We start from the raw sequence: 21,820 nt of genomic DNA, 5'->3' as shown, positions 1-21,820 counted from the left end.
TCGTTCACTGTTGTTCACGGCTTCGCTTGTCTGTGGGATTGGCATGGGCGCCCGAATATAGAGCGCTTTTGCTGTGGTCTCAATCATCCTCGTCTTCGCACCCTGTTGCCATCGGATCATCGGCATGGCTAAATATATCGACAAGATTATCAATAATCTAATCAACAAGAGACTGCCCATGACTGATAAAGCAGCCGACACCCCAGCCGTGGTGGTGCCTTCCGGGATCCGCAAGGGCCTGACCAATTATGGCGACACCGGTTTTTCCCTGTTCCTGCGCAAGGCCTTCATCAAGGGCGCGGGCTATACCGACGAGGCGCTGGATCGCACCATCGTCGGCATCGCCAACACCGGCAGTGGCTACAACCCCTGCCACGGCAATGCGCCGCAACTGATCGATGCGGTCAAGCGCGGCGTGATGATGGCGGGCGGCCTGGCCATCGACTTCCCGACCATCTCCATCGCCGAAAGCTTCTCCACGCCCACCAGCATGTACCTGCGCAACCTCATGTCGATGGACACCGAGGAGATGATCCGCGCCCAGCCGATGGATGCCGTGGTGCTGATCGGCGGGTGCGACAAGACCGTCCCCGCGCAACTGATGGGCGCCGCCTCGGCCAACATCCCCACCGTGCAACTGATCACCGGCTCGATGCTCACCGGCGGCCACCGCGGCGTGCGCGTGGGCGCCTGTACCGACTGCCGCCGATACTGGGGCCAGTTCCGCGGCCAGGAAATCGACGAGCAGGAGATCAACGAGGTCAATTCCAAGCTGGTCGCCAGCGTGGGCACCTGCTCGGTGATGGGCACCGCCAGCACCATGGCCTGCATCGGCGAGGCGCTGGGTATCGTCATGCCGGGCGGCGCCTCGCCACCCGCGGTGACCTCCGACCGTATCCGCATCGCCGAACTGACCGGCAAGCAGGCCGTGGCGATGGCCCGCAGCGGCCTGACCCCCGACAAGATCCTCACCGCCAAGGCGTTCGAGAACGCCCTGCGTGTGCTGCTGGCCATCGGCGGCTCGACCAATGGCATCGTCCACCTCACGGCCATCGCCGGGCGCATGGGCCTGGACATCGACCTCGAGGCCTTCGACCGCATGAGCCGGGAAACGCCGGTGCTGGTCGACCTCAAGCCGTCCGGGCAGCACTACATGGAAGACCTGCACATGGCCGGCGGCATGCAGACCGTGCTGCGCGAGCTGCGCCCGTTGCTGCACCTGGACGCCCTGACCGTTACCGGGCGCACCCTCGGCGAGGAACTGGACGATGTCGCGGCCTTCCCGCAGAACGTGGTGCGCAGCATCGCCGACCCGATCTATCCGGTGGGCGGCATCGCCTTTCTGCGCGGCAACCTGGCCCCGGAAGGGGCGATCATCAAGCAGTCGGCGGCCGATGCCACGCTCATGGAGCACGCAGGCCGTGCGGTGGTCTTCGAGAACTCCGAGGACATGGCGCTGCGCATCGACGACCCCGAACTGGACGTCAACGCCGACGACATCCTGGTGCTGAAGAACATCGGCCCCGTCGGCGCCCCCGGCATGCCGGAGGCCGGCTACCTGCCGATTCCGAAGAAGCTTGCCCGCGCCGGGGTCAAGGACATGGTGCGCATCTCCGACGGCCGCATGAGCGGCACCGCGGCGGGCACCATCGTCCTGCACGTCACCCCCGAGGCGGCGCTCGGTGGCCCCCTGGCCCTGGTGCGCAACGGCGATCGCATCCGCCTGAGCGTGGCCGAGCGCAGCATCGAACTGCAGGTGCCGGCCGAGGAACTGCAACGCCGTCGCGATGAGCTGGTGCTGCCCAGGCCCCAGGGCGCCGAGCGCGGTTATCGCAAGCTGTTCTTCGAGCAGATCACTCAGGCGGACAAGGGCTGCGATTTCGAATTCCTGCGCCCACCGACCATGCAAGGGCGCGTGCCCCGCGACGGTTGAGGCCCGCCTGTTCGTCAGTTGCCCGGGCAACCCGGGCAGCGCCTACCCATAGAAACTCCCTACAAGAACAACTGGAGTAACAGATGGAAAGTACCGCCTGGATCGTGTCGGTGGCCGTTTGCGCCATCGCGGTTTTGCTGCTGTTGATCGTGCGCCTGCGCATGCAGCCTTTTCTCGCCCTGCTGCTGACCAGCCTGGGCGTGGGACTGGCCATCGGCATGCCGCCCGAGGAACTGCTGGACTTCATCGCCAAGGCCATGGGCGGCACCCTGGGCACCGTGGCGTTGATCATCGGCCTGGGTTCGATGTTCGGCGAGATGCTGCGGGTATCGGGCGGTTCCGAACGCCTGGCGCTGACCCTGATCGAGCGTTGTCGCGACAGCACGGTGCCCTGGGCGCTGGGCCTGACCGGCTTTCTGGTGTCGATCGCGGTATTCATCGATGTGGCGATCATCATCCTGGTGCCGTTGATCTACGGCATCGCCAAACGCACCGGGCGCTCGCTGCTGTTCTACGGCATTCCGCTGTGCGCCGGCCTGAGCGTGACGCATACCTTCATTCCGCCGACGCCGGGGCCGATCGCCACGGCGAGCATCATGGGCGCGGACCTGGGCTGGGTGATCATCTGGGGTTTCATCTGCGGCCTGCCGGCCATGGCGGTGGCCGGGCCACTGTTCGGCAAGTTCATTTCCAGCCGCATCTTCGTACCGGTGCCCGAGTTCATGGTGCAGGGCGAGAGCAAGTTCGATGACGACCCGAACAAGCTCCCGGGCTTCGGCGGCGTCGTGGCGATCCTGGTGCTGCCCCTGGTGCTGATTCTCGGCAACACCACGGCCGATCTGCTGCTGCCCGAGGGCAGCAGCCTGCGCGCCACGCTGATGTTCATCGGCAATCCGATCATGGCGCTGCTGATCACCGCGCTGCTGACCTTCTGGTTCTTCGGCTACCGCCGCGGCTACAGCAAGGACGAGTTGCAGAAGATCGCCACCAGGGCGCTCGAGCCGGCCGGCATCATCATCCTCATCACCGGCGCCGGCGGCGTGTTCGGCAAGGTGCTGATCGAATCGGGGATCGGCAGGATCCTCGCCGAGAACATGCAGAGCCTGAACATGCCGCTGCTGTTGTTCGCCTTCCTGACCTCGGCGGTCATGCGCATTTCCCAGGGTTCCGGGACGGTGGCGATGATCACCGGCGCCAGCCTGACCGCACCGGTAGCCGGCATGTTCGATGTCAGTGAGCAGATGACCGCGTTGCTGTGCATCGCCATCGCCTGTGGCGGTACGGTGTGCTCCCACGTCAACGACTCGGGGTTCTGGATGGCCAATCGTTACTTCGGCATGAGCGTGTCCGATACCCTCAAGTCGTGGACGGTGATGAAGACCATCGTTGGCCTGACCGGACTGGCGATGTGTCTGCTGGTCAGCCTGTTCATCGACTGAGCATCGCCTCTGGCCCCGGGCGTGACCTCTCGAGGGGGGCGCTCCGGGTGCCCTGGCGGTCGCCGAGCACCGCCAGGGCGCTGAGCCGTGGGGACATGGCCATCCCGAGTGGCGGCCTGGCTGGCGCGGTTCGCCTTCGAGCCTCAGAGGCTCACATCCGCGATGAAAGCACAGCGCCCATTGGCAGGGCGTTGCCACGCGCTCGTCGTGCGAAAGTGGTGCCTGCACCTGCACCTGCACCTGCACCTGCACCTGACGTGCCGGCCGCCGTTCGCGGTGGATAATGTCGCCTGCTGGACTATGCTGTGCGCAGCGCGGGGCTATTGCGCAACATGTCGAGCAGGGCATCCACCATGGCATGGGCCTGGCTACCGAGATCGTAGCTGTCTGGGCTCAGCAGCCAGTGGGCCTGTACGCCGTCTATATAGGCGTGCATGCAGATGGCCGCCCGCGAACAGTCCAGATCGGCGGGCAGTTGCCCCTGGTTGACGGCATTGCGTAACGTTTTTGCAATCCGCTGGTCGCACTCTTGGCTGAATGCTTGCATCCGTTGGCGCAGGTCACCCAGGTCGTCGGTGTATTCGCACTTGTGCTGGAGGATTTCGCTGACCCGGCGGCTTTGAGGGTCCTCGGCCACCCGTTGCAGAAGATGGACCAGCAACTGCCGCATGTGGCCCAGCGGGTTCGGCTCGTTTTCGTTCTCGCAGGCCTGCGCCAGTTCCTCGAGTGGCAGCCTGAGGCGTTCGAGCATGGCCTGGAACAGCTCGACCTTGTTCTGGAAGTGCCAGTAGATGGCGCCCCGGGAAACGCCGGCATCGGCAGCGATATCGGCCAGCGAGGCGCTCGAAACGCCTTTGGCGTAGAAAACCCGTTCGGCAGCATCGAGGATGTGCGCACGGGTTTCTTCGGCTTCCTCTTTGGTACGTCTGGCCATGGTCGGGGGCGCTTCCGCAGTGGTGATTGAATGGCTTGCAGCCGGTCTACAGGCGTCACAACAGGTCACAGTGTTGCACAAAACATGCATTTACAAACATTCTCGAATGTAAGTATATTCCCTACCTGTCCCTACTATCCACCTCGGCTCTCTGCCCAGGTATCGCCCGCCCGGCAAGAATCAATATGAATATGAGGTCTTTTCAGATGCAGAAGAAGCCAGCCTTCGCAGCTATGGTTTCCGCCGTTGCTCTGGCCACGCTCACCCTTGCAGGTTGCAGTGAAGGCGAGGCGCCGCCGCCCGCGCAGACGCCCAGCGTGGGGATCGTCACCCTGCAGGCAGAGCCCTATACCTTGACCAGCGAACTGCCGGGACGCACCGCCGCGTACCGGATCGCCGAGGTGCGTCCGCAGGTCGATGGCATCATCCAGAAGCGTCTGTTCGCCGAGGGCTCGGAAGTGAAGGCGGGCGAGCAGCTCTATCAGATCGATGCGTCGGTCTATCAGGCGGCCTACAAGAGCGCCCAGGCCACATTGGCATCGACCAAGTCCCTGGCCGAGCGCTACAAGGATCTGGTCGCCGATCAGGCGGTGAGCCGTCAGGCCTACGACGAGGCCCAGGCTGCACGCCTGCAGGCCGAAGCGGCTCTGGAGCAGGCCAGCATCAACCTGCGCTACACCAAGGTTCTGGCGCCCATCAGCGGCCGTGTCGGTCGTTCGGCCGTCACCGAGGGCGCCTTGGTCAGCAACGGCCAGGCCAACGCCATGGCGACCATCCAGCAGCTCGATCCGATCTATGTCGATGTGACCCAGCCGAGCAAGGATCTGCTGCGCCTGCGCCGCGAGCTGGAGAGCGGCCAGTTGCAGAAGGCCGGTGAAAACGCCGCCAAGGTCCAGTTGCGCCTGGAAGACGGCAGCGACTACGAGCACGAAGGCAAGCTGGAATTCTCCGAAGTGTCGGTCGACGAAGGCACCGGCTCGGTCACCCTGCGCGCCGTGTTCCCCAACCCGGATCACAACCTCCTGCCCGGCATGTTCGTCCATGCGCGACTCAACGCCGGCGTCAACCAGAAGGCCATCCTGGCACCGCAGCAAGGGGTGACGCGCAATGCCAAGGGCGAGCCGACCGCGCTGGTGGTCAACGCCGAGAACAAGGTCGAGTTGCGCCAGCTCAAGGCCGAACGCACCGCTGGCAACCGCTGGCTGATCATCGAAGGCCTGAACCCGGGCGACAAGCTGATCACCGAGGGCCTGCAGTTCGTTCAGCCGGGCGTCGAAGTGAAGACCACCGCGGCGAAAAATGTCGCTGAACCGCAGGCGTCGGGTTCCGACCAGGCTGCCAGCCGCTAAGGAGCGACAACACGATGGCGAATTTCTTCATCGACAGGCCGATCTTTGCCTGGGTGATCGCGTTGGTGATCATGCTCGCGGGCGGTCTGTCCATTCTCTCGTTGCCGGTCAACCAGTATCCGAGCATCGCCCCTCCCGCCGTGTCGATCCAGGTCAACTACCCGGGTGCTTCCGCGCAGACCGTGCAGGACACCGTGGTCCAGGTGATCGAACAGCAGCTCAACGGTATCGACGGGCTGCGCTACATCAGTTCGTCGAGCAACTCCGACGGCAGCATGGAGATCATCGTTACCTTCAACCAGGGCACCGATCCCAACATCGCCCAGGTGCAGGTGCAGAACAAGTTGCAGCTGGCTACCCCGATGCTGCCCCAGGAAGTGCAGCAGCAGGGCCTGCGGGTGACCAAGTCGGTGAGGAACTTCCTGCTGGTGATCGGCGTGGTCTCCACCGATGGCAGCATGAGCAACCAGGACCTGTCCAACTACATCATCGCCAACATGCAGGACCCGATTTCCCGTACCCCGGGTGTCGGTGACTTCCAGGTGTTCGGCGCCCAGTACGCCATGCGCATCTGGCTGGACCCGGCCAAGCTCAACAACTTCCAGCTGACGCCCACGGATGTGCGCAGCGCCGTCGAGGCGCAGAACGTACAGGTTTCTTCCGGTCAGTTCGGTGGTCTGCCCGCCGCCCCCGGCCAGCAGCTCAACGCCACCATCATCGGCAAGACCCGCCTGCAGACGCCGGAACAGTTCCGCGAGATCCTGCTCAAGGTCAACCGTGACGGTTCCCAGGTTCGCCTGGGCGACGTCGCCAGGGTCGAGCTGGGCGGCGAGAACTACAGCGTCAGCGCCAAGTTCAATGGCAACGCCGCGTCCGGCATGGCGATCAGGTTGGCCACCGGGGCCAACGCCCTGGATACCGCCAAGGCGATCCGCGCCACCATCGAGGAACTGAGGCCGTTCTTCCCGGCCGGCATGGAAGTGGTCATGCCGTACGACTCCACGCCTGTGGTCTCTGCGTCGATCAGCGGCGTGGTCAGTACCCTGATCGAAGCCTTCGTGCTGGTGTTCCTGGTGATGTACCTGTTCCTGCAGAACCTGCGCGCCACGCTGATCCCGACCCTGGCGGTACCGGTGGTGCTGCTGGGTACCTTCGGCATCCTCGCGGCCTGCGGTTTCAGCATCAATACCCTGACCATGTTCGCCATGATCCTGGCCATCGGCCTGCTGGTGGACGATGCCATCGTGGTGGTGGAAAACGTCGAGCGGGTGATGCGCGAGGAAGGTCTGTCGCCACTCGAAGCGACGCGCAAGTCCATGGGCCAGATCCAGGGCGCGCTGGTGGGCATCGGCGTGGTGCTCTCGGCGGTTCTGCTGCCGATGGCCTTCTTCGGCGGCTCGGTGGGGGTGATCTACCGGCAGTTTTCCATCACCATCGTCTCGGCCATGGTGCTCTCGGTCATCCTGGCGCTGATCTTCACCCCGGCGCTGTGCGCCACCCTGCTCAAGCCCATCGCCAAGGGCGAGCACCACGAGAAGGGCGGTTTCTTCGGCTGGTTCAACCGTACCTTCGAGCGCAGCGTCAATGGCTACGAGCGTGGCGTCAAAGCCATGCTCAAGCGCAAGGCGCCGTTCCTGATCATCTACGCGGCGATCGTCGCGGCCATGATCTGGCTGTTCACCCAGATTCCCTCGGCATTCCTGCCCGAAGAGGATCAGGGCGTACTCTTCGCCCAGGTGCAAACGCCATCGGGTTCCAGCGCCGAGCGCACCGCGGCCGTGGTCGATGACATGCGCAAGTACCTGCTCGAAGAAGAAAAGGACGTGGTCAACTCGGTGTTCACCGTAACCGGCTTCAACTTCGCCGGCCGTGGTCAGAGCTCGGGCATGGCCTTCATCATGCTCAAGCCGTGGGCCGAGCGTACCGAGGCGGGCACCAGTGTGTTCGAGCTGGCGCAACGCGCCCAGGGCAAGTTCTTCGGTGGCGAGTTCCGCGACGCGATGGTCTTTGCCTTCGCCCCGCCGGCGGTCATGGAGATGGGTAACGCCACCGGTTTCAACCTGTTCCTGCAGGACCGTGCCGGCGTTGGCCAGGCCACCCTCAACGAGGCTCGCGACAAATTCCTCCAGCTGGCCCGTGAGAACCCGGTGCTCAGCAGCGTCCGCGCCAACGGCCTGCTGGACGAGCCGCAGTACCAGTTGCTGATCGATGACGAGAAGGTGCGTACCCTCGGGGTGTCTCTGGCCGACGTCAACAGCACCCTGCAGATCGGTTGGGGGGGCGCCTATGTCAACGACTTCATCGACCGCGGACGGGTCAAGCGGGTCTATCTGCAGGGTGATGCCGCCTCGCGGATGAATCCCGAAGACCTGGACAGGTGGCACGTGCGCAACGACCAGGGACAGATGGTGCCGTTCAGCGCCTTCGCCACTGGCGAGTGGACCTATGGTTCGCCCAAGCTGGCCCGGTACAACGGCGTCAGCGCCATCGAGATTCTCGGTGAGCCGGCGCCGGGTTACAGCTCCGGCGAGGCCATGGCCGCGGTCGAGGAAGTTGCCTCGCAACTACCGGAGGGGGTCGGTTTCGACTGGACGGGGCAGTCCTACGAGGAACGCCTCTCTGGCTCTCAGGCCCCGGCTCTGTATGCGCTTTCGCTGCTGGTGGTATTCCTCTGCCTGGCGGCGCTGTACGAGAGCTGGTCGATCCCGTTCGCGGTGATGCTGGTGGTACCGCTGGGGGTGATCGGCGCCTTGTTGTTCACCCTGGGCCGTGGCTTGTCCAACGACGTGTTCTTCCAGGTCGGCCTGATCACCACCATCGGCCTGTCGGCACGTAACGCGATCCTCATCGTCGAGTTCGCCAAGTCGTTGCACGAGCAGGGCAATAGCTACGTGGATGCGGCGGTGGAAGCCTGCCGCATGCGTCTGCGCCCGATCATCATGACCTCGCTGGCGTTCATCCTCGGTGTCGTGCCGTTGGCCATCTCCAGCGGTGCGGGTGCCGGCAGCAAGCACGCCATCGGTACCGGCGTGATCGGCGGCATGCTTTCGGCCGCTATCCTGGCGATCTTCTGGGTGCCGCTGTTCTATGTGCTGGTGAGCTCGATGTTCAAGGACAAGCGCAGCAAAGAAACCACTGAGAAGGAGGCCGTCCAGTGAGGCAGTCCCTGTTGTCCCTGGCAGTCGCGGCCGTCGTGCTCAGCGGCTGCTCCCTGATCCCCGACTACCAGCGCCCCGAGGCGCCGGTGGACGCGGCCTGGCCCACGGGCCAGGCGTACGAGGGCGGTGCCGCGCAGACCGCGGTGCCGGCCGCCGATCTCGGCTGGCGCGAGTTCCTGCGTGACCCGGCGCTGCAGCGTCTGGTCGCCACCGCACTGAGCAACAACCGTGACCTGCGCGTGGCCGCACTGAACGTCGAGGCTTACCGGGCGCAGTACCGCATCCAGCGTTCCGAGCTGTTCCCCGGCGTTTCGGCCGACGGTGCCGGTTCGCGCCAGCGCCTGCCGGGCGATCTGTCGCAGACCGGCGACTCGATGATCAGCAGCCAGTACAGCGCCACGCTCGGGGTGAATGCCTGGGAAGTGGATTTCTTCGGTCGTCTGCGCAGCCTCAACGAGCAGACCCTGCAGCAGTACTTCGCGACCGAAGAGGCCCGGCGCAGCGCGCAGATCAGCCTGATCGCCAGCGTGGCCAACGCCTACCTGACGCTGCAGGCCGACGAGGCGCTGCTGCAACTGACGCGTGACACCCTGGGCACCTACCAGCGCAGCCTGGAACTGACCCAGCGCAGCTTCGATGTCGGCGTGACCGATGCCTTGGCCCTGAGCCAGGCGCGTACGGCGGTGCAGACCGCCCAGGTCAGCCTGGCGCAGTACACCCGCTTGGTGGCGCTGGATCGCAACGCCCTGTCCGTGCTGTTGGGTGGCGGCGTGCCGGCGGACCTGCCGCGTGGCGAGGTACTGGATGACGACCTGCTGGCCGAAGTGCCGGCAGGCCTGCCTTCCGAACTGCTGCAGCGGCGTCCCGATCTGCTCCAGGCCGAGCATGAACTGCTCAGTGCCAATGCCAGCATCGGTGCGGCGCGGGCGGCGTTCTTCCCGAGCATCAGCCTGACCGCCAATGCCGGCACGGCCAGCAGTCAGCTGTCCGGTCTGTTCGACGGCGGTTCGGGCACCTGGCTGTTCCAGCCGCAGATCAACCTGCCGATCTTCACGGCCGGGCGTCTGCGCGCCAACCTCGACTATGCCGAAGTGCAGAAGAACATCCAGGTCGCCGAGTACGAGAAAGCCATCCAGACCGCCTTCCAGGAAGTCGCCGACGGCCTCGCCGCCCGCGCCACCTACGAAGAGCAACTGCAGGCCCAGCGTGAACTGGTGCAGACCTCGGAAAGCTATTTCAGCCTGGCCGAGCGTCGTTTCCGTACTGGTGTGGACAGCTACCTGACCCTGCTCGATGCCCAGCGCCAGCTGTTCAGCGCCCAGCAGCAACTGATCGGCGATCGTCTCTCCCAGCTCACCAGCGAGGTTAACCTGTACAAGGCCCTCGGCGGCGGTTGGCATGAGCGGGCGCAGACGGCCAGTGCCCCCAGATCCTGATCCGGCTCCAAGCATCATGAAAAAGCCCCGTTTATCGGGGCTTTTTCATGAGTGTCAGCGGGCGTACTGGCGAATCACTGCGCGCGCGAGCGGGCCGCGGTACTGAGCTTGTGCCGGATCAGCTGCACCATACCGGGCATGATCGAGACGACGATGATGCCCAGGATCAGATAGTGCAGATTGCTCTGTACCGCAGGCAGGTTGCCGAAAAAGTAGCCGCCGTAGGTGAACAGCGTGACCCAGAGAATGGCGCCCACCACGTTATAGGCGGCGAAGCGGGTGTAGGCCATCTTGCCCATGCCGGCGACGAAAGGGGCGAAGGTGCGCACGATGGGGACGAAACGGGCGAGGATGATGGTCTTGCCGCCATGGCGGACGTAGAAGCCCTCGGTGATGTCCAGGTAGCGGCGGCGGAAGATCCTCGAATCGGGGTTGCTGAACAGTTTCTTGCCCATGAAACGGCCGATGGTGTAGTTCAGTGCATCGCCGAGGATCGCGGCGGAGATCAGCAGCGCCACCAGCAGGTGCACGTCCATGCTGCCGTGTACGGCGATGGCGCCAGCGACGAACAGCAGCGAGTCGCCCGGCAGGAACGGGGTGACCACCAGGCCTGTTTCACAGAACACGATGAGGAACAGGATGGCGTAGATCCAGGTGCCGTAGGCGGCGATCAGGGCCGCCAGATGCTGATCGATATGCAGGATGAAATCGATAACCAGGTGAATAAAGTCCATCAAGTGCTCCATCGGTTCAGCGCAGGGGCACCGCCCATGCGTGCGTGCTCGATATGCTCAAGCATGTTTCGAGCCGGCATTTGCCCCTGTTGACGAATGGCAGGTGAGCCGCGCTCGCCACAGCATGGCGGCATGCGAAGCCAGAAGAGCAGATCAATCGCTGCCCGGTGACGCCTTTCCAGTGCGCTGGCAGCTGTTTGAGCGACGGACACGTCAAGCGTTCCGCAGCCGGCCATTTGTGGGTGGAATATACCGACGCTTCCGCTACTGCTGGCTTCGGCTTAGCGCTGTTCCCCGGCTGGCATACGGTGCGGCGTGGCATCCCGCTCCTTGGCGGGCAGGGCCAGGGGCTTGGAAGCAGCCTGGTTGGCCTGTTGCGCACGCAACTCTGCAGTCGCCGCCATCTGTCGTGCCCAGGTGACCTGAAGCTCGCGGTACTGTGGCGCCACGGCGGCACTGTTGAGCCTGGCCTGTTCGCGCCAGAACTGCTCATCGCCGCGCCACCAGGGATCATCATCATTCGCCTGTGGCGCTTCGATCACGGTAGATTCTGTCGGAGTGACCCGTACCGCTGGAGTCGCGGCAGGCTGCTCCGGGCGCAGCAACGCCGCCAGCAGCAGGGTGCCGTAGGCGAGGATGGCGCCGACGAACAGCGCGGCGGCACTGCGCAGCCATTCACTGCCGCTAGGGGAAGGATCGAACACGGGAGTATTTCCAGAAACTTTCATCGTCCATCCTTAGAGGAGAAAGCGCCAAGTCAGAGGGCGCGCCGTAGCAGGCGCCAGTGACAATGATAGCGGTGAACCTGGTGTTTTTAAGATTTTTTCCGAGATTTTTTACGCCCAGCCCCAGACGCCGAATCGCGCGATTCGGCGCCTGGGGAAAGCCTGGCGATCAAGGCATCATTTGGCCTTGATGATCTTCTGGATGGTGCCGGTATTGTTGTTGAGCAGCACGTAGTCGGTGCCGATCTTCACCCAGTGCTCGTGCTCCTTGTCTTCCGGCTCCGGCAGGTTGTGCGCTTTCAGGTCCTTGAGGGCGTAGTCCTCACGCCAGTATTTGTGCGGTGCGGGCGTCCCCTCCTTGAGTTCACCGATATGCATCGGGTCCTTGGCTTGGGGATCTTCCTGATCCGGCAGTTGCTGCAGCACCTGGTTCTGATAAGCCTCGCGGGCCGGTTCCTGCTCCTGCGGGTCCGCGGCATGGGCCATGCCCGTGAGCAACAGGGTGCCGAGCAAAGTACCTAGGGTGGTAATGGGTTTCATGACTGCCTCCTGGTTCGGTCTATCCATTGAGACAGGCAACCCTGCAAGATACTCAACCTAAATCTTCATGCCCCTGGCCTGGTGGCGCCGCTGGGCGCTTCAGCGGCGTGCACGGCCGAATCAGGGGGCGGATGCCGTGCGCTATTTTTCGTGAACCTTCGCCGTTCTGGACGCACCTACTTTCTACATTCCCTATTCGAGACAGACATGCCTGCGTCCCTGTTTTTCGCCCTTGCATTCGGCTGTATCGGAGCCGTCCTGATGGGGCTTGGCCTGGCGAGGCGGCGGGCCAGCCGCCACTGGACGCGGGCACAGGGACGCATCATCGGCAGTCAATGGGGGGCCGCCACGCCAAGCCGCTACCCACGCTTCGAGTGGCGCGACGAGCAAGGCAACCTGCACGTGCACGAAAGCAGCATGAGCAGCTGGCGTCATTACCGCAAAGGGGATGTCGTCGCCGTGCGCTACAACCCCGCCTATCCCAAGCACGCCGTGATCGACACCCCCGTACAGCGCGGTGCCTCGTTCTTCTGGCTGGGCGTGCTGCTCAGCGTGATCGCCGGCCTGTTTCTGTTGGTGGAACTGTTGAGTACGCATCATTTGAACTTGATTGGTAAGTGGCTGTTATTAATTATGTTTGTCTTTGGTTGATTCGTTAGGCATACACGTGGGCATACACGGTGCCGGCTGCTGGGGCTGGTCAGTGTTAAGGAAGCTGAGAACCAGCGCTCGGGAAACCGCCGGGATCCCGGTAGTTGCGATCGAGGGTCGAAACTCATCGCTGTCTTGGAAACTGCTACGGAAATAGCAGTTTACGTGAGGATGCCCGGGCGTTCTTGGGGCGTGTTCGCAGAATTGGGGCGAGGCTTACTTGCGCAGCCATTTGGCATCCCGGTGCTCGTCGCCCCAGTAACATTTGCCGTCTTTCTGCATCGACCAGGGGTCTGAGAATTCACGGATGTGATGGGCTTCCGACTCCGGGTCAGTAGCCAGGCGCAGGTTCTCGGCACGACGGAATGCCCGATGCCAGCATGCTTTATCGAAAGTTTCGCTCTTGGCTGTGGTGATGCCACAGATCGGGGTCTTGCGTTTGCTTCTGCTCATGGGTGTGTCCAGGGAGTGGAGCGCATTGGCTTGATGCGCTCGCCCTGCTGAACAGAGCCGAATAGGCTATCAGGGAGAAGGTCGAAAGGGATAGCTCACTCGACTGCGCAGCATCGGAAGCAGGGTTGTTTGGTTGTGCAAGCCTCAAGGTCCTGGATACTCCTGCTATCTTTTTCTGATAGCATTAACAGCATGAAAAACAGGCATCGAAAAACCTTGGAGGCGATCTACCGCACGCCAACCAGCGCCGCGCTGGTGTTTGCTGACATCGAGGCCTTGGTCATCCACCTGGGCGGTCAAGTGCTGGAGCGTGAGGGCTCGCGGGTCAAGCTTGTGCTGCGAGATATTCAGTGGCGTTGCCATCGGCCGCATCCAGGAAAGGAAGCCAAGAAGTATCAAGTAGAAGAGGCCCGTGAGTTCCTTCGGCGGGCGGGAGCAGAGCTATGAACAGCATGACCTATAAGGGCTATACCGCTCGAGTCGAGTTTGATGAGCGTGACGACATCTTCGTCGGCCGAGTGCTGGGTGTGCGCGACATCATCAGCTTTCATGCCGACTCGGTAGCTGAGCTGCGCAGCGAGTTGGCTGCTGCTGTCGATGACTACCTGGCTGACTGTGCCGAGCAAGGGATCAATCCCGAGAAGCCGGCATCCGGGAAAGTGATGCTGCGCATCCGCCCAGAAGTGCATGCTGCTGCGACTATCGCAGCCCGGTCGGCGGGGAAAAGCCTGAATCAATGGGCTGACGAAGTGTTCGAGCGGGCCACGCATGCTTGATGACTGAAGCAGCCGATGAGCGCGGGCTTTCGGGGTTGGTGTGAAAGCCTGCTCAGTGGTTGAGCGTAGGTCGATCAGAAAAGATGGTGATGATCATGTGAGGTTCCTGTGTGGAGCCTTGACCATGGGGCAGAGGGGCAGGACGGTTCTGTGATGGGGTTCGCGGAATTGGGAGGGGATGTGAAAAGCCTCGCGAGGGTGGGCTCTTGCTTATGAGCATCTGGCCGCGCTATATGCGGGCCATGACCTTCATGAGTTTCGTGGTGCAGTCGATCAGGTCGAATGCAGCTACTGCAAGGAAGCTGAAGCTGACCGCGATCGAGTAAACGGCATGCTTTTCATTGAGAGTCATCGCCACCAGACAAGCGATTAGCGCCAGAAGCATGCCTGTTCCGGAGCCGACCAATTGTCGCCACAGCTGACTCATATGGCCCGTCTTATTCAAATTCCTTATGAATGGTCGGTCAATCAAGGAAATCAGAAGCGTCGCCGCGGCGATGATAAAACCGAGCAGCGTTGCACTTACTGACGAAAGAACCGAGATAGTATCGGTAATTCGTCCCGGAATTCCTGGCGCCATGCTTACGGCGAGGCAGACCGTAGAAAAGAGTGCAGCTCTAATTAAGAGCCGCACCGGGAACCCCGAAAATCTGCTGGAGATTGTCGCGCTGGTCATCTTTTGCTCCTCGAAGAGCCCTGTACATGGCTGCTTCATTCGGATAGCGCCCGTTCACTAAAATCTCTATCTTGACCTTGAGACGATCAGCTATGAGGTCAATAGGGTAGACGATGCCGTTTTCGTCTTCCATGTCGATTTTGATTTTCCTCACGGTCGGCATCTGCATGAATGCTTGGGCAGCTCGTCGAGCCCTGTCTGAAAGCCGGTCAGCTCCTTCGGCAACGCGCTTCTTGTCTCGTGAGATACTCAGCTTCACGTTACCTCCCCCGATTTGGGATAGGGTGTCCAGAAGTTGAGGCGACCAGTCGTCGTCCGGATACATATCTGGATTTGTTGGACGAGCAAAGCTTGCTTCAAGGCTTATCGGCGTGAGGTCATCGCGCATTAGGCGACGCGTTGCATCCGGTTGTATGACGGGATTGAAGGAAACCGCATGCTGTCCATTCAGATCGGTCAGATACTTACCAAGCGCAACGGCAGTCCCTGCATGTCGATTTGCCTGCATGACCAGTAGTTCATTCTCCTGGAAATAGACGAAGTGGTTCTTGTCTACCAGGCCTTCGTCGTCAGCAAGCCCCAGCTCTCTATCGGGATGCCCGGCGCGACCGGCATGCGGCAATTCATCTTTTCGAATCTTCGCAAATACGCCTTGGAATACTCCCGGATCTGCTTCCCGGAGGTTCCTGATCTCAATGTCGTAGGTCAGGCCTTCTATGTGTTGGCAGCCGACTCGCTCCAAGTGCCGAAGAAAGGTACTCAGTGGTTCATTGTGATTTGCCGGCCCGAGCTGGCCCGTGAAAAAATCGATTGCGTACTTCCTGAGCTTTTCAGCCATCCGTTGACTCCACTTATTCCTAAATCGCGTCTTGTTGTAATGGATCATGCCTCTCGGGCATTCTAGATCAGCAGTGCCATAGCCCTGCGCCGATCACCATCAAACACCACAAATCCTACCCTTCCCTTTACCAGCCGCTGCATCCGAGCCGCTTAGCGCGTAGACGGTCGGCCCAGGCGTCCGAGACAATCACGTCTTTCGAGGATTTATCCTCCCATCCGTTTTTGTCTCGCTGATCGATTATGGCTAGCGACCAGTTGTAGTGAGCCTGGAGGATGCCGCACTCGATCTCACGCTGGCTTTTATCTGCCGGAATAGGCCTGTTGATCAGTTCTTTTTCATACTCGCTGAACGGGCCGAACGCTGAGCATGCAGGCAGAGCGAGAACCGCGGCGATAAGCAGGCTGCGGTGATTTAGCTTCCAGATTGCTGACACTTTGAAACTCCTTCCTACAAATCCCCACCCCTCCAGATGACCTGGCAGGGGATGCGGCGATCAGGAATCCTCGTAGGACCGCACAGTCGCCTTGAGCGCTTCGGCATGGGTGAAGATGTCGTCGAGTGTCTCGATGGGCTGGCGTGTTTCGTTCTTGTCGGCGTCGAAGATCCCGATGTACTTCTGGGCGCGATTGAAGTGCAGCCTGGCGATAGGCTTTCGGTTGTTGTCGTCGAGAAGAACACCGAAGTAGCTCTGGGTGTCGCGGGCCGCGATACGCTTGGCATCCACCTCCGTGCGCACGATGGCTTTGACGATGTTGTAGCCCTCGATCTCTTCGGCGGTGGTGACGACCTTGTCCTTTTCCACCTCTTCGACAGCGGTAGGGGAGGCTTCGCCAGTTGCTTGTACCGGCTGCGCAGCGATTACCGTCTGGCTTCCGCCTGATATTGCCGACTTGAGGCGATCATTGACCTGGTCGCTGAGAAACTGAGAGGTGGCCTTGCGGGTCAGTTGCGCGAACTGTTCGCGCACCTTCTGAGTCAGGATGCCGTCATAGACGCGGGAGGCAAAAAGCCTGACGAAGTCGTCGTCCGGGTTGCTGAATTGAGCGGCCAGGGCGCGCTTGATCTGGCCAACGTACTTCAGCTCGCCAGCAGCGCTGATGATCGAGTCAACATCAAAGGCGGATTTCGTGAGCTTCTGCAGTTCGGGAATCGCATGATCATCAATGTCCAGAAGGTCCAGCTCGAGGAACGGCTTCTCGTCCATCTTGTTGGGCGCATCAAGATCGGTGAAGAACTTGTAGACCCGGCCATTTGTCAGGATCGAGATCCTGGCTGAGGTGACATGAAAGTAACGGAATAGCTGGCTGGCGTGATTGATGTTCAGAGGCTCGCCGATCTTCTTGCTTTCGATCAGTATCTGCACCTCTCCATCTTTCAGGATGGCGTAGTCGACCTTCTCGCCTTTCTTGGTACCGACATCCGCGGTGAACTCAGGGACAACCTCCAAGGGGTTGAACACGTCATACCCAAGTACCGACTGGATGAACGGCATGACGAATGCCGTCTTCGTTGCTTCTTCGGTCTGGATGGCTGCTTTCTGCTGGCGAATCTTAGCGGCCAGGCTGGCCAACCGTTCCTCAAACTCCATGACTCCCTCCCTTGGGATTCCTTTTCTGCGGATATTGCAGAGGCGCTTGGGGGTAATGACTCCATGTCCCCCATCTGTTGCGGAAGCATAAACGGATATAGACTGAATGCCATCACTGTTCGGATAGCCAGTATCCGGGCTCAGCGTTTCGGCCACCCTAGCCCGATGGGGCGAAAAGCGGATTCCCCATCCGCCTGGGGGGTCGGTCTATTCAGGATGGGGCTGGGAGACCTGCATTGGGTACAAGCACACGAGGATTATTTGAATCGATTGATCCGAAAGATTTGGTTTTCGAGGATCATCTTCAAGGTTTGAGGCGTTTTGATCCTGTTCCCGAGGGGTATCCCCCTAACCACGATGATCCTTTTGCACCTTATTTTTATTGCTCTTATGAGATGCGTGCTGACATTATTTATAGGGATGCCGTGGCGTTATTGGAAGAGTTTAATACGTCTGAGATTTCAGAGGTGCGAAAAATAATTAAGTTGCAAATAACTCGGGCAAGAAAAAAGTACGTCTCTCACATTCGCGCGGTTTTGCCAGGGCGCTCAATATCTGATTATAAGTATGCCGCAAAGGCAATGCCTGATGTTGAGCTTTTGAGAATGTTCCCGCCTGAAGACTGTAATTTGTCCACGGGAAAGAGGTTTGAGGTTGAGCATCTTTGGGCTGTATATGCGATCGAAGAAATAGCTTCTGCTCTTAAACTTCTAAGCCTCCCTATGTTTCCTAGGAATAAAAAAGAGCTCGCTCGAAGTCCCTATATTGGTGACATGTTAAGTGTTCAGTTCGAGAAAACTACTGCTCCTCTATCTAAATCTAAGCGCGATGAGGCGGTCATGGCTGCTCACCGATATAGAGCGGCAGCTGTCGATGCTGCATCGCATTTGACATATGCTTCTCAGCATTTGCAATACGCAATGCTAACCATTTTTTCTAACTCTCTTAAAAGCAAGCATGAGCGCGACGAGTTCATAAAAAATAGGAGAATGAGAGGTCTTTCGGAGATAAATAACCTTAAGTCTGCAGCCTCAGAAAGAGCCCAGGCACTCGCTATCGATTTGTGGGGGAGTGACTCAAGTCAAGCAATTCGTATATCTGAGATGGCGGATAAGGTCTATAGGTTGCTGGTTGATGAAGGGTATCAGGCAGCATTGCCTGAGACTAGCGAGCGGCTTAGGGAATGGATTAAGCCCGTTGCTCCTGATTATGCAAGGAAGGGAGGGCGGCGTCGGAAAACCTCTTGAGTGTAACGTATAAGGGGTTATGCGTTACGCCGTTAGGTTTTTCGCTGCTCAGCTTATTGGCAACCTACACCCGTCCAAACCAGTAGGCGGGTACGGTATGTCAGTCAAGACATCTCATGATTCAAATGCTTTCCCCCAAGAAAGCAGTTGGGTGATTCCGGCATTTGATTCCGGTTGGCAGGGCTCACTGTCCCATGAGACGCCGGTTTTGCATGATGCGCTTAATCTTTGCTTTCTTGGACAGGGGCTCCTGAAAGCGCAGAGTGATTTCAGTCAGTTGAATTTTTCTCAGCTCGGGCAGCAACTTCTCCAATTCAGGGGCGAGCCTGTCAAGGATCACTTGTTGGAGGTGGTCAGGAGATGTGAAGCCCCCCTCAAGCGGCATGCATGGTTCGACTTGATAACCCATGCTGTGGCCGTTCGAACCCTCAACCCTTATGACCAGTTTCGTTTGTCTCGGGTCGTAATCCTCCAGATCCGACTCTTCAAGCTCCCGAAGCTCTTGCTTTTCATACGCTGCTTGATTGAAACGAGCTATAGCATCCTGCGAGAACGGTTCTACCAGATATTTTTCCACCAAGTCGGCTGGGTCCATGCCCAAGGCCTCAGCGAGACGAACTAACACCTTCCGGCGCGGTTTGGCCTGGCCTGCTTCGTATCTTGATATTTGTGAGCCAGAGATGCCGATTATGTCGCCCAATTCGCGCAGGGTAAGGCCCAGTTCGTTGCGACGGCGAGAGAGCTTTTCTCCAAAGGAGTCAGTCATTTGCAAGGCTCGGTTTACGTTAAGTCGTAAAGAAAACTACACACCGAAAGTGTTAATGGCAACAACTCATCAAAAATCACGTTGACAGCGGGGGAGACTCACGTAAACTCAAATAGCAACTCAACTCAATGGAAGTCAAAATGAAAGCTCAACGCAAGCGGATTCTTCCGGTCAATTTGCCTGATGACATTCGTGAATGGCTGGTGATCGAAGCAGAAAAGGGCTGTCGTTCGATGAGCCAGGAGGCTGCTTACCACCTGAAGCAAGCGATGGTGAAAGCTCAAAAGAATGAAGCCCCGGCGAGGTGAGAGTCGCCAGGGCTTCGGTAACGTCGAAACCAGAGAGGGAAACAACGTCATGAAGAAAGGTACCACGGAAACTGTGCAAAGCCACGCGGAGGCTGCCCAGCTCGATCCCGGCACGGTGATCATCCGCATGCCGGAATTGGAGAAAATCACCGGCCTGAAACGGGCGACGATCTACAAGTACATGAAGGCCGACCCGACCTTCCCGCGCCAGGTGCCGCTGAGCGACAGCAAGCAGCGTGGTGCACCGGTCGGTTGGGTGCTGGCTGAGGCGCAGGCCTGGGTTCGCAGCCGCAGCGCTCTGCGCGGGGAGGCGGCATGAAACTGATCGCCAATCTCCGTGCAGCCGCTCACCGCAGTCTGGCCGTTGGTGCCCTGCATTCCCACTCCAACCTTGCGAGCCGCCTGGTTCGCTACAACGCTCATATGCGGCGCGCCCGCGCCCTCGAAACCATGAATGTTGGAGGTGTGAAATGAATGCTGCAGCCAAACTGATCCGCCAGGACTCCACTGTTTCTCAGCCCCGCCTTCGTAAGCGCGTCAAGCCGGCAGAGGCACGGGAGCTTTAGGAGCGATTCCAGATGCGTGGCGAGCCGGTAGGGGAGATGAGCGCATGAGCAAGGTCGTCTCGTTCCCGACACCGGTTAAAGCCACTGTGATCGACCGGGTGTACATGGAGCAGTTCAGCAATGACCAATTGGCCTACAAGGCATGGGAAGGCGCTGACTTTGCTCTGGAAGTGTATCTGGACGAGGAGAAAGACTCGGACAGCACCCGCGAGGCCGACTTTGAATTGGTGTCGGCCGTTCTTGCCATGCGTGTTCTGGCTCACCGCCTGATCGGCATGGATCCCATAGAGGTACGCCAGAAGATTCATGAGCGCTTTCTGCTGAGCATTCTGCAGGAGCAAGGAGACGGCGATGAGCATTGAGCAATCCCCTCTGCACCCTGGGCAGGCCCAGCCCGCTCCGGGCCGCACCATCGCCGGCCCCTGGCCCAGCTATGCCGGCTTCACTCATCTGCCTGATCGTGAGCGCTGGTTGCTCTACGAGTCCGCCAAGCGCAATCGCTACGAGCTGGAAACCCAGGGCTTCGAGATGGCAGAGAACTACGACGCCTTCGTGCAGCGGGTTACCCGGGAGCTCGACATATGAAGCTCCAGGCAACCTACGAAACTGAGGTGTACGTCGGGGCGGAGGGGCACATCGTGGTCGTGCAGCCTGATCCGCTGGCCGGCTACGGGGTTGAGGACAACGTCGTCCTTCTTTCGCCCGAGCAAGCCCGTCTGGTGGCCCAGGAACTGCTGCGCCTGGCCGATGAGGTGGGGGGCGGTAGCTGATGGCTCGGATTCGCTCCATCAAGCCGGAGTTCTGGACGAGCGAGCGGGTAATGGAGTGCTCGCCGCTGGCCCGGCTGTTGTTCATTGGTATCTGGAACTTCTGCGATGACGCCGGCAATCACCCTGACGCCGAGAGGAGCCTGAAGGCGTTGATTTTTCCTGGCGACGATATCGACTCTGCGACCGTTCGACGACTACTCGACGAGTTGTCGGAAAACGGTCTGCTGTCCCTCTATACGCATGAGGGGAGGCGATATCTGCATGTGAACGGTTGGCGCCACCAAAGGATTGAAAAACCGACGGTGAAGTACCCGCCATTTCCTGGCGCCCAGCAGCCGCATAACGAAACTACGTGGCCTACGGGGCAGGTTGTCGATGAGCAGTCGCCGAGCGGTCGCCGAGCCCTCGACCCCGGAGAGGAAGGGGAGAGGAAAGGGAAAGGAGAAGATCAAGATCAAGAGCATGTCCCCGCTGACGCGGCGACCCCTGCTCAGCCGGCAGACGAACCTGCTGGTGCTGCACCTGAACCAGTTCCGACCGGGGCCAAGTCTGCCAAGCCCAAGCCTGACCCCATGGAGGGCTTCGAGCAGTTCTACCGGCTGTACCCCCGCCGGGAGAAGCGTGCCGACGCCGAGAAGGCCTGGCGCAAGCTGAGCCCTGACCAGCGCCAGGCGGCCATGGCTGCTCTGCCCAAGCACTGCCAGCGACCTGACTGGCTCAAGGACAACGGCCAGTTCGTGCCGCTGCCGGCGTCGTGGCTCAACGGCAAGCGCTGGGAGGACGAGTTGGCGCCCAGCGGCGCCCCACCACCCGGCCGGCCTGGATCGCTGCTTTCCGGACTTCCGCAACACACCGCCGCCGATTACGAGAATGACCCCGATGGCAAAAACTTCTGATTTTCTGTTCAGCCCCTCGCCCCGCACTCGGGAT

Annotated in this window: 26 protein-coding genes; 16 read left to right on the top strand and 10 right to left on the bottom strand. The window is 60.5% G+C overall.

The window, feature by feature from the left end:
- The first annotated feature begins 178 nt into the window (after positions 1 to 178).
- Both DNK34_RS21720 and DNK34_RS21715 read left to right on the top strand, forming a co-directional pair.
- Positions 179 to 1,933 (top strand): IlvD/Edd family dehydratase, encoded by a 1,755-nt coding sequence (locus DNK34_RS21720; protein ID WP_131176913.1) that lies wholly within the window; start codon positions 179 to 181, stop codon positions 1,931 to 1,933.
- 83 nt (positions 1,934 to 2,016) lie between these two features.
- Complete coding sequence (locus DNK34_RS21715) at positions 2,017 to 3,372, top strand: GntP family permease (protein WP_131176914.1); 1,356 nt, start codon at positions 2,017 to 2,019, stop codon at positions 3,370 to 3,372.
- 298 nt (positions 3,373 to 3,670) lie between these two features.
- On the opposite strand, the gene DNK34_RS21710 is transcribed toward DNK34_RS21715, so the two are convergent.
- Complete coding sequence (locus DNK34_RS21710; RefSeq protein WP_131176915.1) at positions 3,671 to 4,306, bottom strand: TetR family transcriptional regulator; 636 nt, start codon at positions 4,304 to 4,306, stop codon at positions 3,671 to 3,673.
- A gap of 206 nt (positions 4,307 to 4,512) precedes the next feature.
- On the opposite strand from DNK34_RS21710, the gene DNK34_RS21705 reads away from it, so the two are divergent.
- From DNK34_RS21705 to DNK34_RS21695, 3 genes are read left to right on the top strand one after another with little or no spacing between them, the layout of a single operon-like run.
- On the top strand, positions 4,513 to 5,655 hold the full coding sequence (locus tag DNK34_RS21705) for an efflux RND transporter periplasmic adaptor subunit (protein ID WP_165497336.1): 1,143 nt from the start codon (positions 4,513 to 4,515) through the stop codon (positions 5,653 to 5,655).
- A 14-nt stretch (positions 5,656 to 5,669) separates the two neighbouring features.
- On the top strand, positions 5,670 to 8,813 hold the full coding sequence (locus DNK34_RS21700; protein WP_131176916.1) for an efflux RND transporter permease subunit: 3,144 nt from the start codon (positions 5,670 to 5,672) through the stop codon (positions 8,811 to 8,813).
- Complete coding sequence (locus tag DNK34_RS21695) at positions 8,810 to 10,249, top strand: AdeC/AdeK/OprM family multidrug efflux complex outer membrane factor (protein ID WP_131176917.1); 1,440 nt, start codon at positions 8,810 to 8,812, stop codon at positions 10,247 to 10,249. Before DNK34_RS21700 ends, DNK34_RS21695 begins: the two co-directional genes overlap by 4 nt.
- 74 nt (positions 10,250 to 10,323) lie before the next feature.
- Here DNK34_RS21695 and DNK34_RS21690 read toward each other — a convergent pair whose 3' ends face one another.
- The 3 genes from DNK34_RS21690 to DNK34_RS21680 all read right to left on the bottom strand — a co-directional run bounded on the left by DNK34_RS21690 (position 10,324) and on the right by DNK34_RS21680 (position 12,248).
- Positions 10,324 to 10,983, bottom strand: a complete 660-nt coding sequence (locus DNK34_RS21690) for a DedA family protein (RefSeq protein WP_131176918.1) — start codon at positions 10,981 to 10,983, stop codon at positions 10,324 to 10,326.
- Positions 10,984 to 11,264: 281 nt separating this feature from the next.
- A complete protein-coding gene (locus DNK34_RS21685) occupies positions 11,265 to 11,711 on the bottom strand; it encodes a hypothetical protein (RefSeq protein WP_131199345.1) in 447 nt (148 codons plus the stop codon).
- Positions 11,712 to 11,885: 174 nt separating this feature from the next.
- Positions 11,886 to 12,248: an RcnB family protein gene (locus DNK34_RS21680; RefSeq protein ID WP_165496995.1), complete on the bottom strand. Its 363-nt coding sequence runs from the start codon at positions 12,246 to 12,248 to the stop codon at positions 11,886 to 11,888.
- 207 nt (positions 12,249 to 12,455) lie between these two features.
- On the opposite strand from DNK34_RS21680, the gene DNK34_RS21675 reads away from it, so the two are divergent.
- Positions 12,456 to 12,899 carry a DUF3592 domain-containing protein gene (locus DNK34_RS21675; protein WP_131176921.1) on the top strand — a complete coding sequence of 148 codons (444 nt, stop codon included), beginning with the start codon at positions 12,456 to 12,458 and terminating at the stop codon, positions 12,897 to 12,899.
- Positions 12,900 to 13,115: 216 nt separating this feature from the next.
- On the opposite strand, the gene DNK34_RS21670 is transcribed toward DNK34_RS21675, so the two are convergent.
- The gene (locus DNK34_RS21670) at positions 13,116 to 13,352 is read right to left on the bottom strand and encodes a hypothetical protein (RefSeq protein ID WP_131176922.1); all 237 of its coding nucleotides are present in this window, start codon (positions 13,350 to 13,352) and stop codon (positions 13,116 to 13,118) included.
- A gap of 192 nt (positions 13,353 to 13,544) precedes the next feature.
- On the opposite strand from DNK34_RS21670, the gene DNK34_RS21665 reads away from it, so the two are divergent.
- Both DNK34_RS21665 and DNK34_RS21660 read left to right on the top strand, forming a co-directional pair.
- Positions 13,545 to 13,799, top strand: a complete 255-nt coding sequence (locus DNK34_RS21665) for a type II toxin-antitoxin system HicA family toxin (protein ID WP_131176923.1) — start codon at positions 13,545 to 13,547, stop codon at positions 13,797 to 13,799.
- Positions 13,796 to 14,128, top strand: a complete 333-nt coding sequence (locus DNK34_RS21660) for a type II toxin-antitoxin system HicB family antitoxin (RefSeq protein WP_131176924.1) — start codon at positions 13,796 to 13,798, stop codon at positions 14,126 to 14,128. The genes DNK34_RS21665 and DNK34_RS21660 overlap by 4 nt, the downstream gene beginning before the upstream one ends.
- Positions 14,129 to 14,357: 229 nt before the next feature.
- Here the strand turns inward: DNK34_RS21660 and DNK34_RS21655 are convergent, their stop codons facing one another.
- The 4 genes from DNK34_RS21655 to DNK34_RS21640 form a co-directional block, all read right to left on the bottom strand.
- Positions 14,358 to 14,804 (bottom strand): hypothetical protein, encoded by a 447-nt coding sequence (locus DNK34_RS21655; protein ID WP_131176925.1) that lies wholly within the window; start codon positions 14,802 to 14,804, stop codon positions 14,358 to 14,360.
- The gene (locus DNK34_RS21650; protein WP_131176926.1) at positions 14,746 to 15,642 is read right to left on the bottom strand and encodes a DUF6731 family protein; all 897 of its coding nucleotides are present in this window, start codon (positions 15,640 to 15,642) and stop codon (positions 14,746 to 14,748) included. Before DNK34_RS21650 ends, DNK34_RS21655 begins: the two co-directional genes overlap by 59 nt.
- A 127-nt stretch (positions 15,643 to 15,769) precedes the next feature.
- Positions 15,770 to 16,078, bottom strand: a complete 309-nt coding sequence (locus DNK34_RS21645; protein WP_131176927.1) for a hypothetical protein — start codon at positions 16,076 to 16,078, stop codon at positions 15,770 to 15,772.
- Positions 16,079 to 16,138: 60 nt separating this feature from the next.
- Entirely contained in the window at positions 16,139 to 17,233 is a 1,095-nt protein-coding gene (locus tag DNK34_RS21640) for a type I restriction endonuclease (protein WP_131176928.1), read from the bottom strand.
- Between the two features lie 236 nt (positions 17,234 to 17,469).
- Between DNK34_RS21640 and DNK34_RS21635 the strand changes: the two genes are divergently transcribed.
- Complete coding sequence (locus DNK34_RS21635) at positions 17,470 to 18,480, top strand: hypothetical protein (protein ID WP_131176929.1); 1,011 nt, start codon at positions 17,470 to 17,472, stop codon at positions 18,478 to 18,480.
- A gap of 184 nt (positions 18,481 to 18,664) precedes the next feature.
- On the opposite strand, the gene DNK34_RS21630 is transcribed toward DNK34_RS21635, so the two are convergent.
- Complete coding sequence (locus DNK34_RS21630) at positions 18,665 to 19,246, bottom strand: helix-turn-helix domain-containing protein (RefSeq protein WP_131176930.1); 582 nt, start codon at positions 19,244 to 19,246, stop codon at positions 18,665 to 18,667.
- A 140-nt stretch (positions 19,247 to 19,386) separates the two neighbouring features.
- Between DNK34_RS21630 and DNK34_RS25490 the strand changes: the two genes are divergently transcribed.
- From DNK34_RS25490 to DNK34_RS25600, 7 genes are all read left to right on the top strand, one after another.
- Positions 19,387 to 19,554 (top strand): hypothetical protein, encoded by a 168-nt coding sequence (locus tag DNK34_RS25490; RefSeq protein WP_165497337.1) that lies wholly within the window; start codon positions 19,387 to 19,389, stop codon positions 19,552 to 19,554.
- A 49-nt stretch (positions 19,555 to 19,603) separates the two neighbouring features.
- A complete protein-coding gene (locus DNK34_RS21625; protein WP_242675364.1) occupies positions 19,604 to 19,873 on the top strand; it encodes an AlpA family phage regulatory protein in 270 nt (89 codons plus the stop codon).
- Positions 19,870 to 20,028 carry a hypothetical protein gene (locus DNK34_RS25485; RefSeq protein WP_165497338.1) on the top strand — a complete coding sequence of 53 codons (159 nt, stop codon included), beginning with the start codon at positions 19,870 to 19,872 and terminating at the stop codon, positions 20,026 to 20,028. The genes DNK34_RS21625 and DNK34_RS25485 overlap by 4 nt, the downstream gene beginning before the upstream one ends.
- Positions 20,029 to 20,164: 136 nt before the next feature.
- A complete protein-coding gene (locus DNK34_RS21620; RefSeq protein ID WP_131176931.1) occupies positions 20,165 to 20,482 on the top strand; it encodes a hypothetical protein in 318 nt (105 codons plus the stop codon).
- Entirely contained in the window at positions 20,472 to 20,705 is a 234-nt protein-coding gene (locus DNK34_RS21615) for a hypothetical protein (protein WP_131176932.1), read from the top strand. The genes DNK34_RS21620 and DNK34_RS21615 overlap by 11 nt, the downstream gene beginning before the upstream one ends.
- Positions 20,702 to 20,890 (top strand): hypothetical protein, encoded by a 189-nt coding sequence (locus DNK34_RS21610; RefSeq protein ID WP_131176933.1) that lies wholly within the window; start codon positions 20,702 to 20,704, stop codon positions 20,888 to 20,890. Before DNK34_RS21615 ends, DNK34_RS21610 begins: the two co-directional genes overlap by 4 nt.
- Positions 20,890 to 21,786: a hypothetical protein gene (locus DNK34_RS25600; RefSeq protein ID WP_207401619.1), complete on the top strand. Its 897-nt coding sequence runs from the start codon at positions 20,890 to 20,892 to the stop codon at positions 21,784 to 21,786. Before DNK34_RS21610 ends, DNK34_RS25600 begins: the two co-directional genes overlap by 1 nt.
- The last annotated feature ends 34 nt before the right edge of the window (positions 21,787 to 21,820 follow it).

Source organism: Phytopseudomonas dryadis (assembly GCF_004327355.1).
Classification (GTDB): domain Bacteria; phylum Pseudomonadota; class Gammaproteobacteria; order Pseudomonadales; family Pseudomonadaceae; genus Aquipseudomonas; species Aquipseudomonas dryadis.
Note: the sequence above shows the minus strand (reverse complement) of the source record. Positions and strands in the feature narration are given on the sequence as shown.

What these genes read in the sequence shown, in the direction of transcription:
- DNK34_RS21720 (WP_131176913.1), top strand. Translation starts at nt 179, where the DNA reads ATGACTGATAAAGCAGCCGACACCCCAGCCGTGGTGGTGCCTTCCGGG.
- DNK34_RS21715 (WP_131176914.1), top strand. Translation starts at nt 2,017, where the DNA reads ATGGAAAGTACCGCCTGGATCGTGTCGGTGGCCGTTTGCGCCATCGCG.
- DNK34_RS21710 (WP_131176915.1), bottom strand. Translation starts at nt 4,306, where the DNA reads ATGGCCAGACGTACCAAAGAGGAAGCCGAAGAAACCCGTGCGCACATC.
- DNK34_RS21705 (WP_165497336.1), top strand. Translation starts at nt 4,513, where the DNA reads ATGCAGAAGAAGCCAGCCTTCGCAGCTATGGTTTCCGCCGTTGCTCTG.
- DNK34_RS21700 (WP_131176916.1), top strand. Translation starts at nt 5,670, where the DNA reads ATGGCGAATTTCTTCATCGACAGGCCGATCTTTGCCTGGGTGATCGCG.
- DNK34_RS21690 (WP_131176918.1), bottom strand. Translation starts at nt 10,983, where the DNA reads ATGGACTTTATTCACCTGGTTATCGATTTCATCCTGCATATCGATCAG.
- DNK34_RS21685 (WP_131199345.1), bottom strand. Translation starts at nt 11,711, where the DNA reads ATGAAAGTTTCTGGAAATACTCCCGTGTTCGATCCTTCCCCTAGCGGC.
- DNK34_RS21680 (WP_165496995.1), bottom strand. Translation starts at nt 12,248, where the DNA reads ATGAAACCCATTACCACCCTAGGTACTTTGCTCGGCACCCTGTTGCTC.
- DNK34_RS21675 (WP_131176921.1), top strand. Translation starts at nt 12,456, where the DNA reads ATGCCTGCGTCCCTGTTTTTCGCCCTTGCATTCGGCTGTATCGGAGCC.
- DNK34_RS21670 (WP_131176922.1), bottom strand. Translation starts at nt 13,352, where the DNA reads ATGAGCAGAAGCAAACGCAAGACCCCGATCTGTGGCATCACCACAGCC.
- DNK34_RS21665 (WP_131176923.1), top strand. Translation starts at nt 13,545, where the DNA reads ATGAAAAACAGGCATCGAAAAACCTTGGAGGCGATCTACCGCACGCCA.
- DNK34_RS21660 (WP_131176924.1), top strand. Translation starts at nt 13,796, where the DNA reads ATGAACAGCATGACCTATAAGGGCTATACCGCTCGAGTCGAGTTTGAT.
- DNK34_RS21655 (WP_131176925.1), bottom strand. Translation starts at nt 14,804, where the DNA reads ATGACCAGCGCGACAATCTCCAGCAGATTTTCGGGGTTCCCGGTGCGG.
- DNK34_RS21650 (WP_131176926.1), bottom strand. Translation starts at nt 15,642, where the DNA reads ATGGCTGAAAAGCTCAGGAAGTACGCAATCGATTTTTTCACGGGCCAG.
- DNK34_RS21640 (WP_131176928.1), bottom strand. Translation starts at nt 17,233, where the DNA reads ATGGAGTTTGAGGAACGGTTGGCCAGCCTGGCCGCTAAGATTCGCCAG.
- DNK34_RS21630 (WP_131176930.1), bottom strand. Translation starts at nt 19,246, where the DNA reads ATGACTGACTCCTTTGGAGAAAAGCTCTCTCGCCGTCGCAACGAACTG.
- DNK34_RS25490 (WP_165497337.1), top strand. Translation starts at nt 19,387, where the DNA reads ATGAAAGCTCAACGCAAGCGGATTCTTCCGGTCAATTTGCCTGATGAC.
- DNK34_RS21625 (WP_242675364.1), top strand. Translation starts at nt 19,604, where the DNA reads ATGAAGAAAGGTACCACGGAAACTGTGCAAAGCCACGCGGAGGCTGCC.
- DNK34_RS25485 (WP_165497338.1), top strand. Translation starts at nt 19,870, where the DNA reads ATGAAACTGATCGCCAATCTCCGTGCAGCCGCTCACCGCAGTCTGGCC.
- DNK34_RS21620 (WP_131176931.1), top strand. Translation starts at nt 20,165, where the DNA reads ATGAGCAAGGTCGTCTCGTTCCCGACACCGGTTAAAGCCACTGTGATC.
- DNK34_RS21615 (WP_131176932.1), top strand. Translation starts at nt 20,472, where the DNA reads ATGAGCATTGAGCAATCCCCTCTGCACCCTGGGCAGGCCCAGCCCGCT.
- DNK34_RS21610 (WP_131176933.1), top strand. Translation starts at nt 20,702, where the DNA reads ATGAAGCTCCAGGCAACCTACGAAACTGAGGTGTACGTCGGGGCGGAG.
- DNK34_RS25600 (WP_207401619.1), top strand. Translation starts at nt 20,890, where the DNA reads ATGGCTCGGATTCGCTCCATCAAGCCGGAGTTCTGGACGAGCGAGCGG.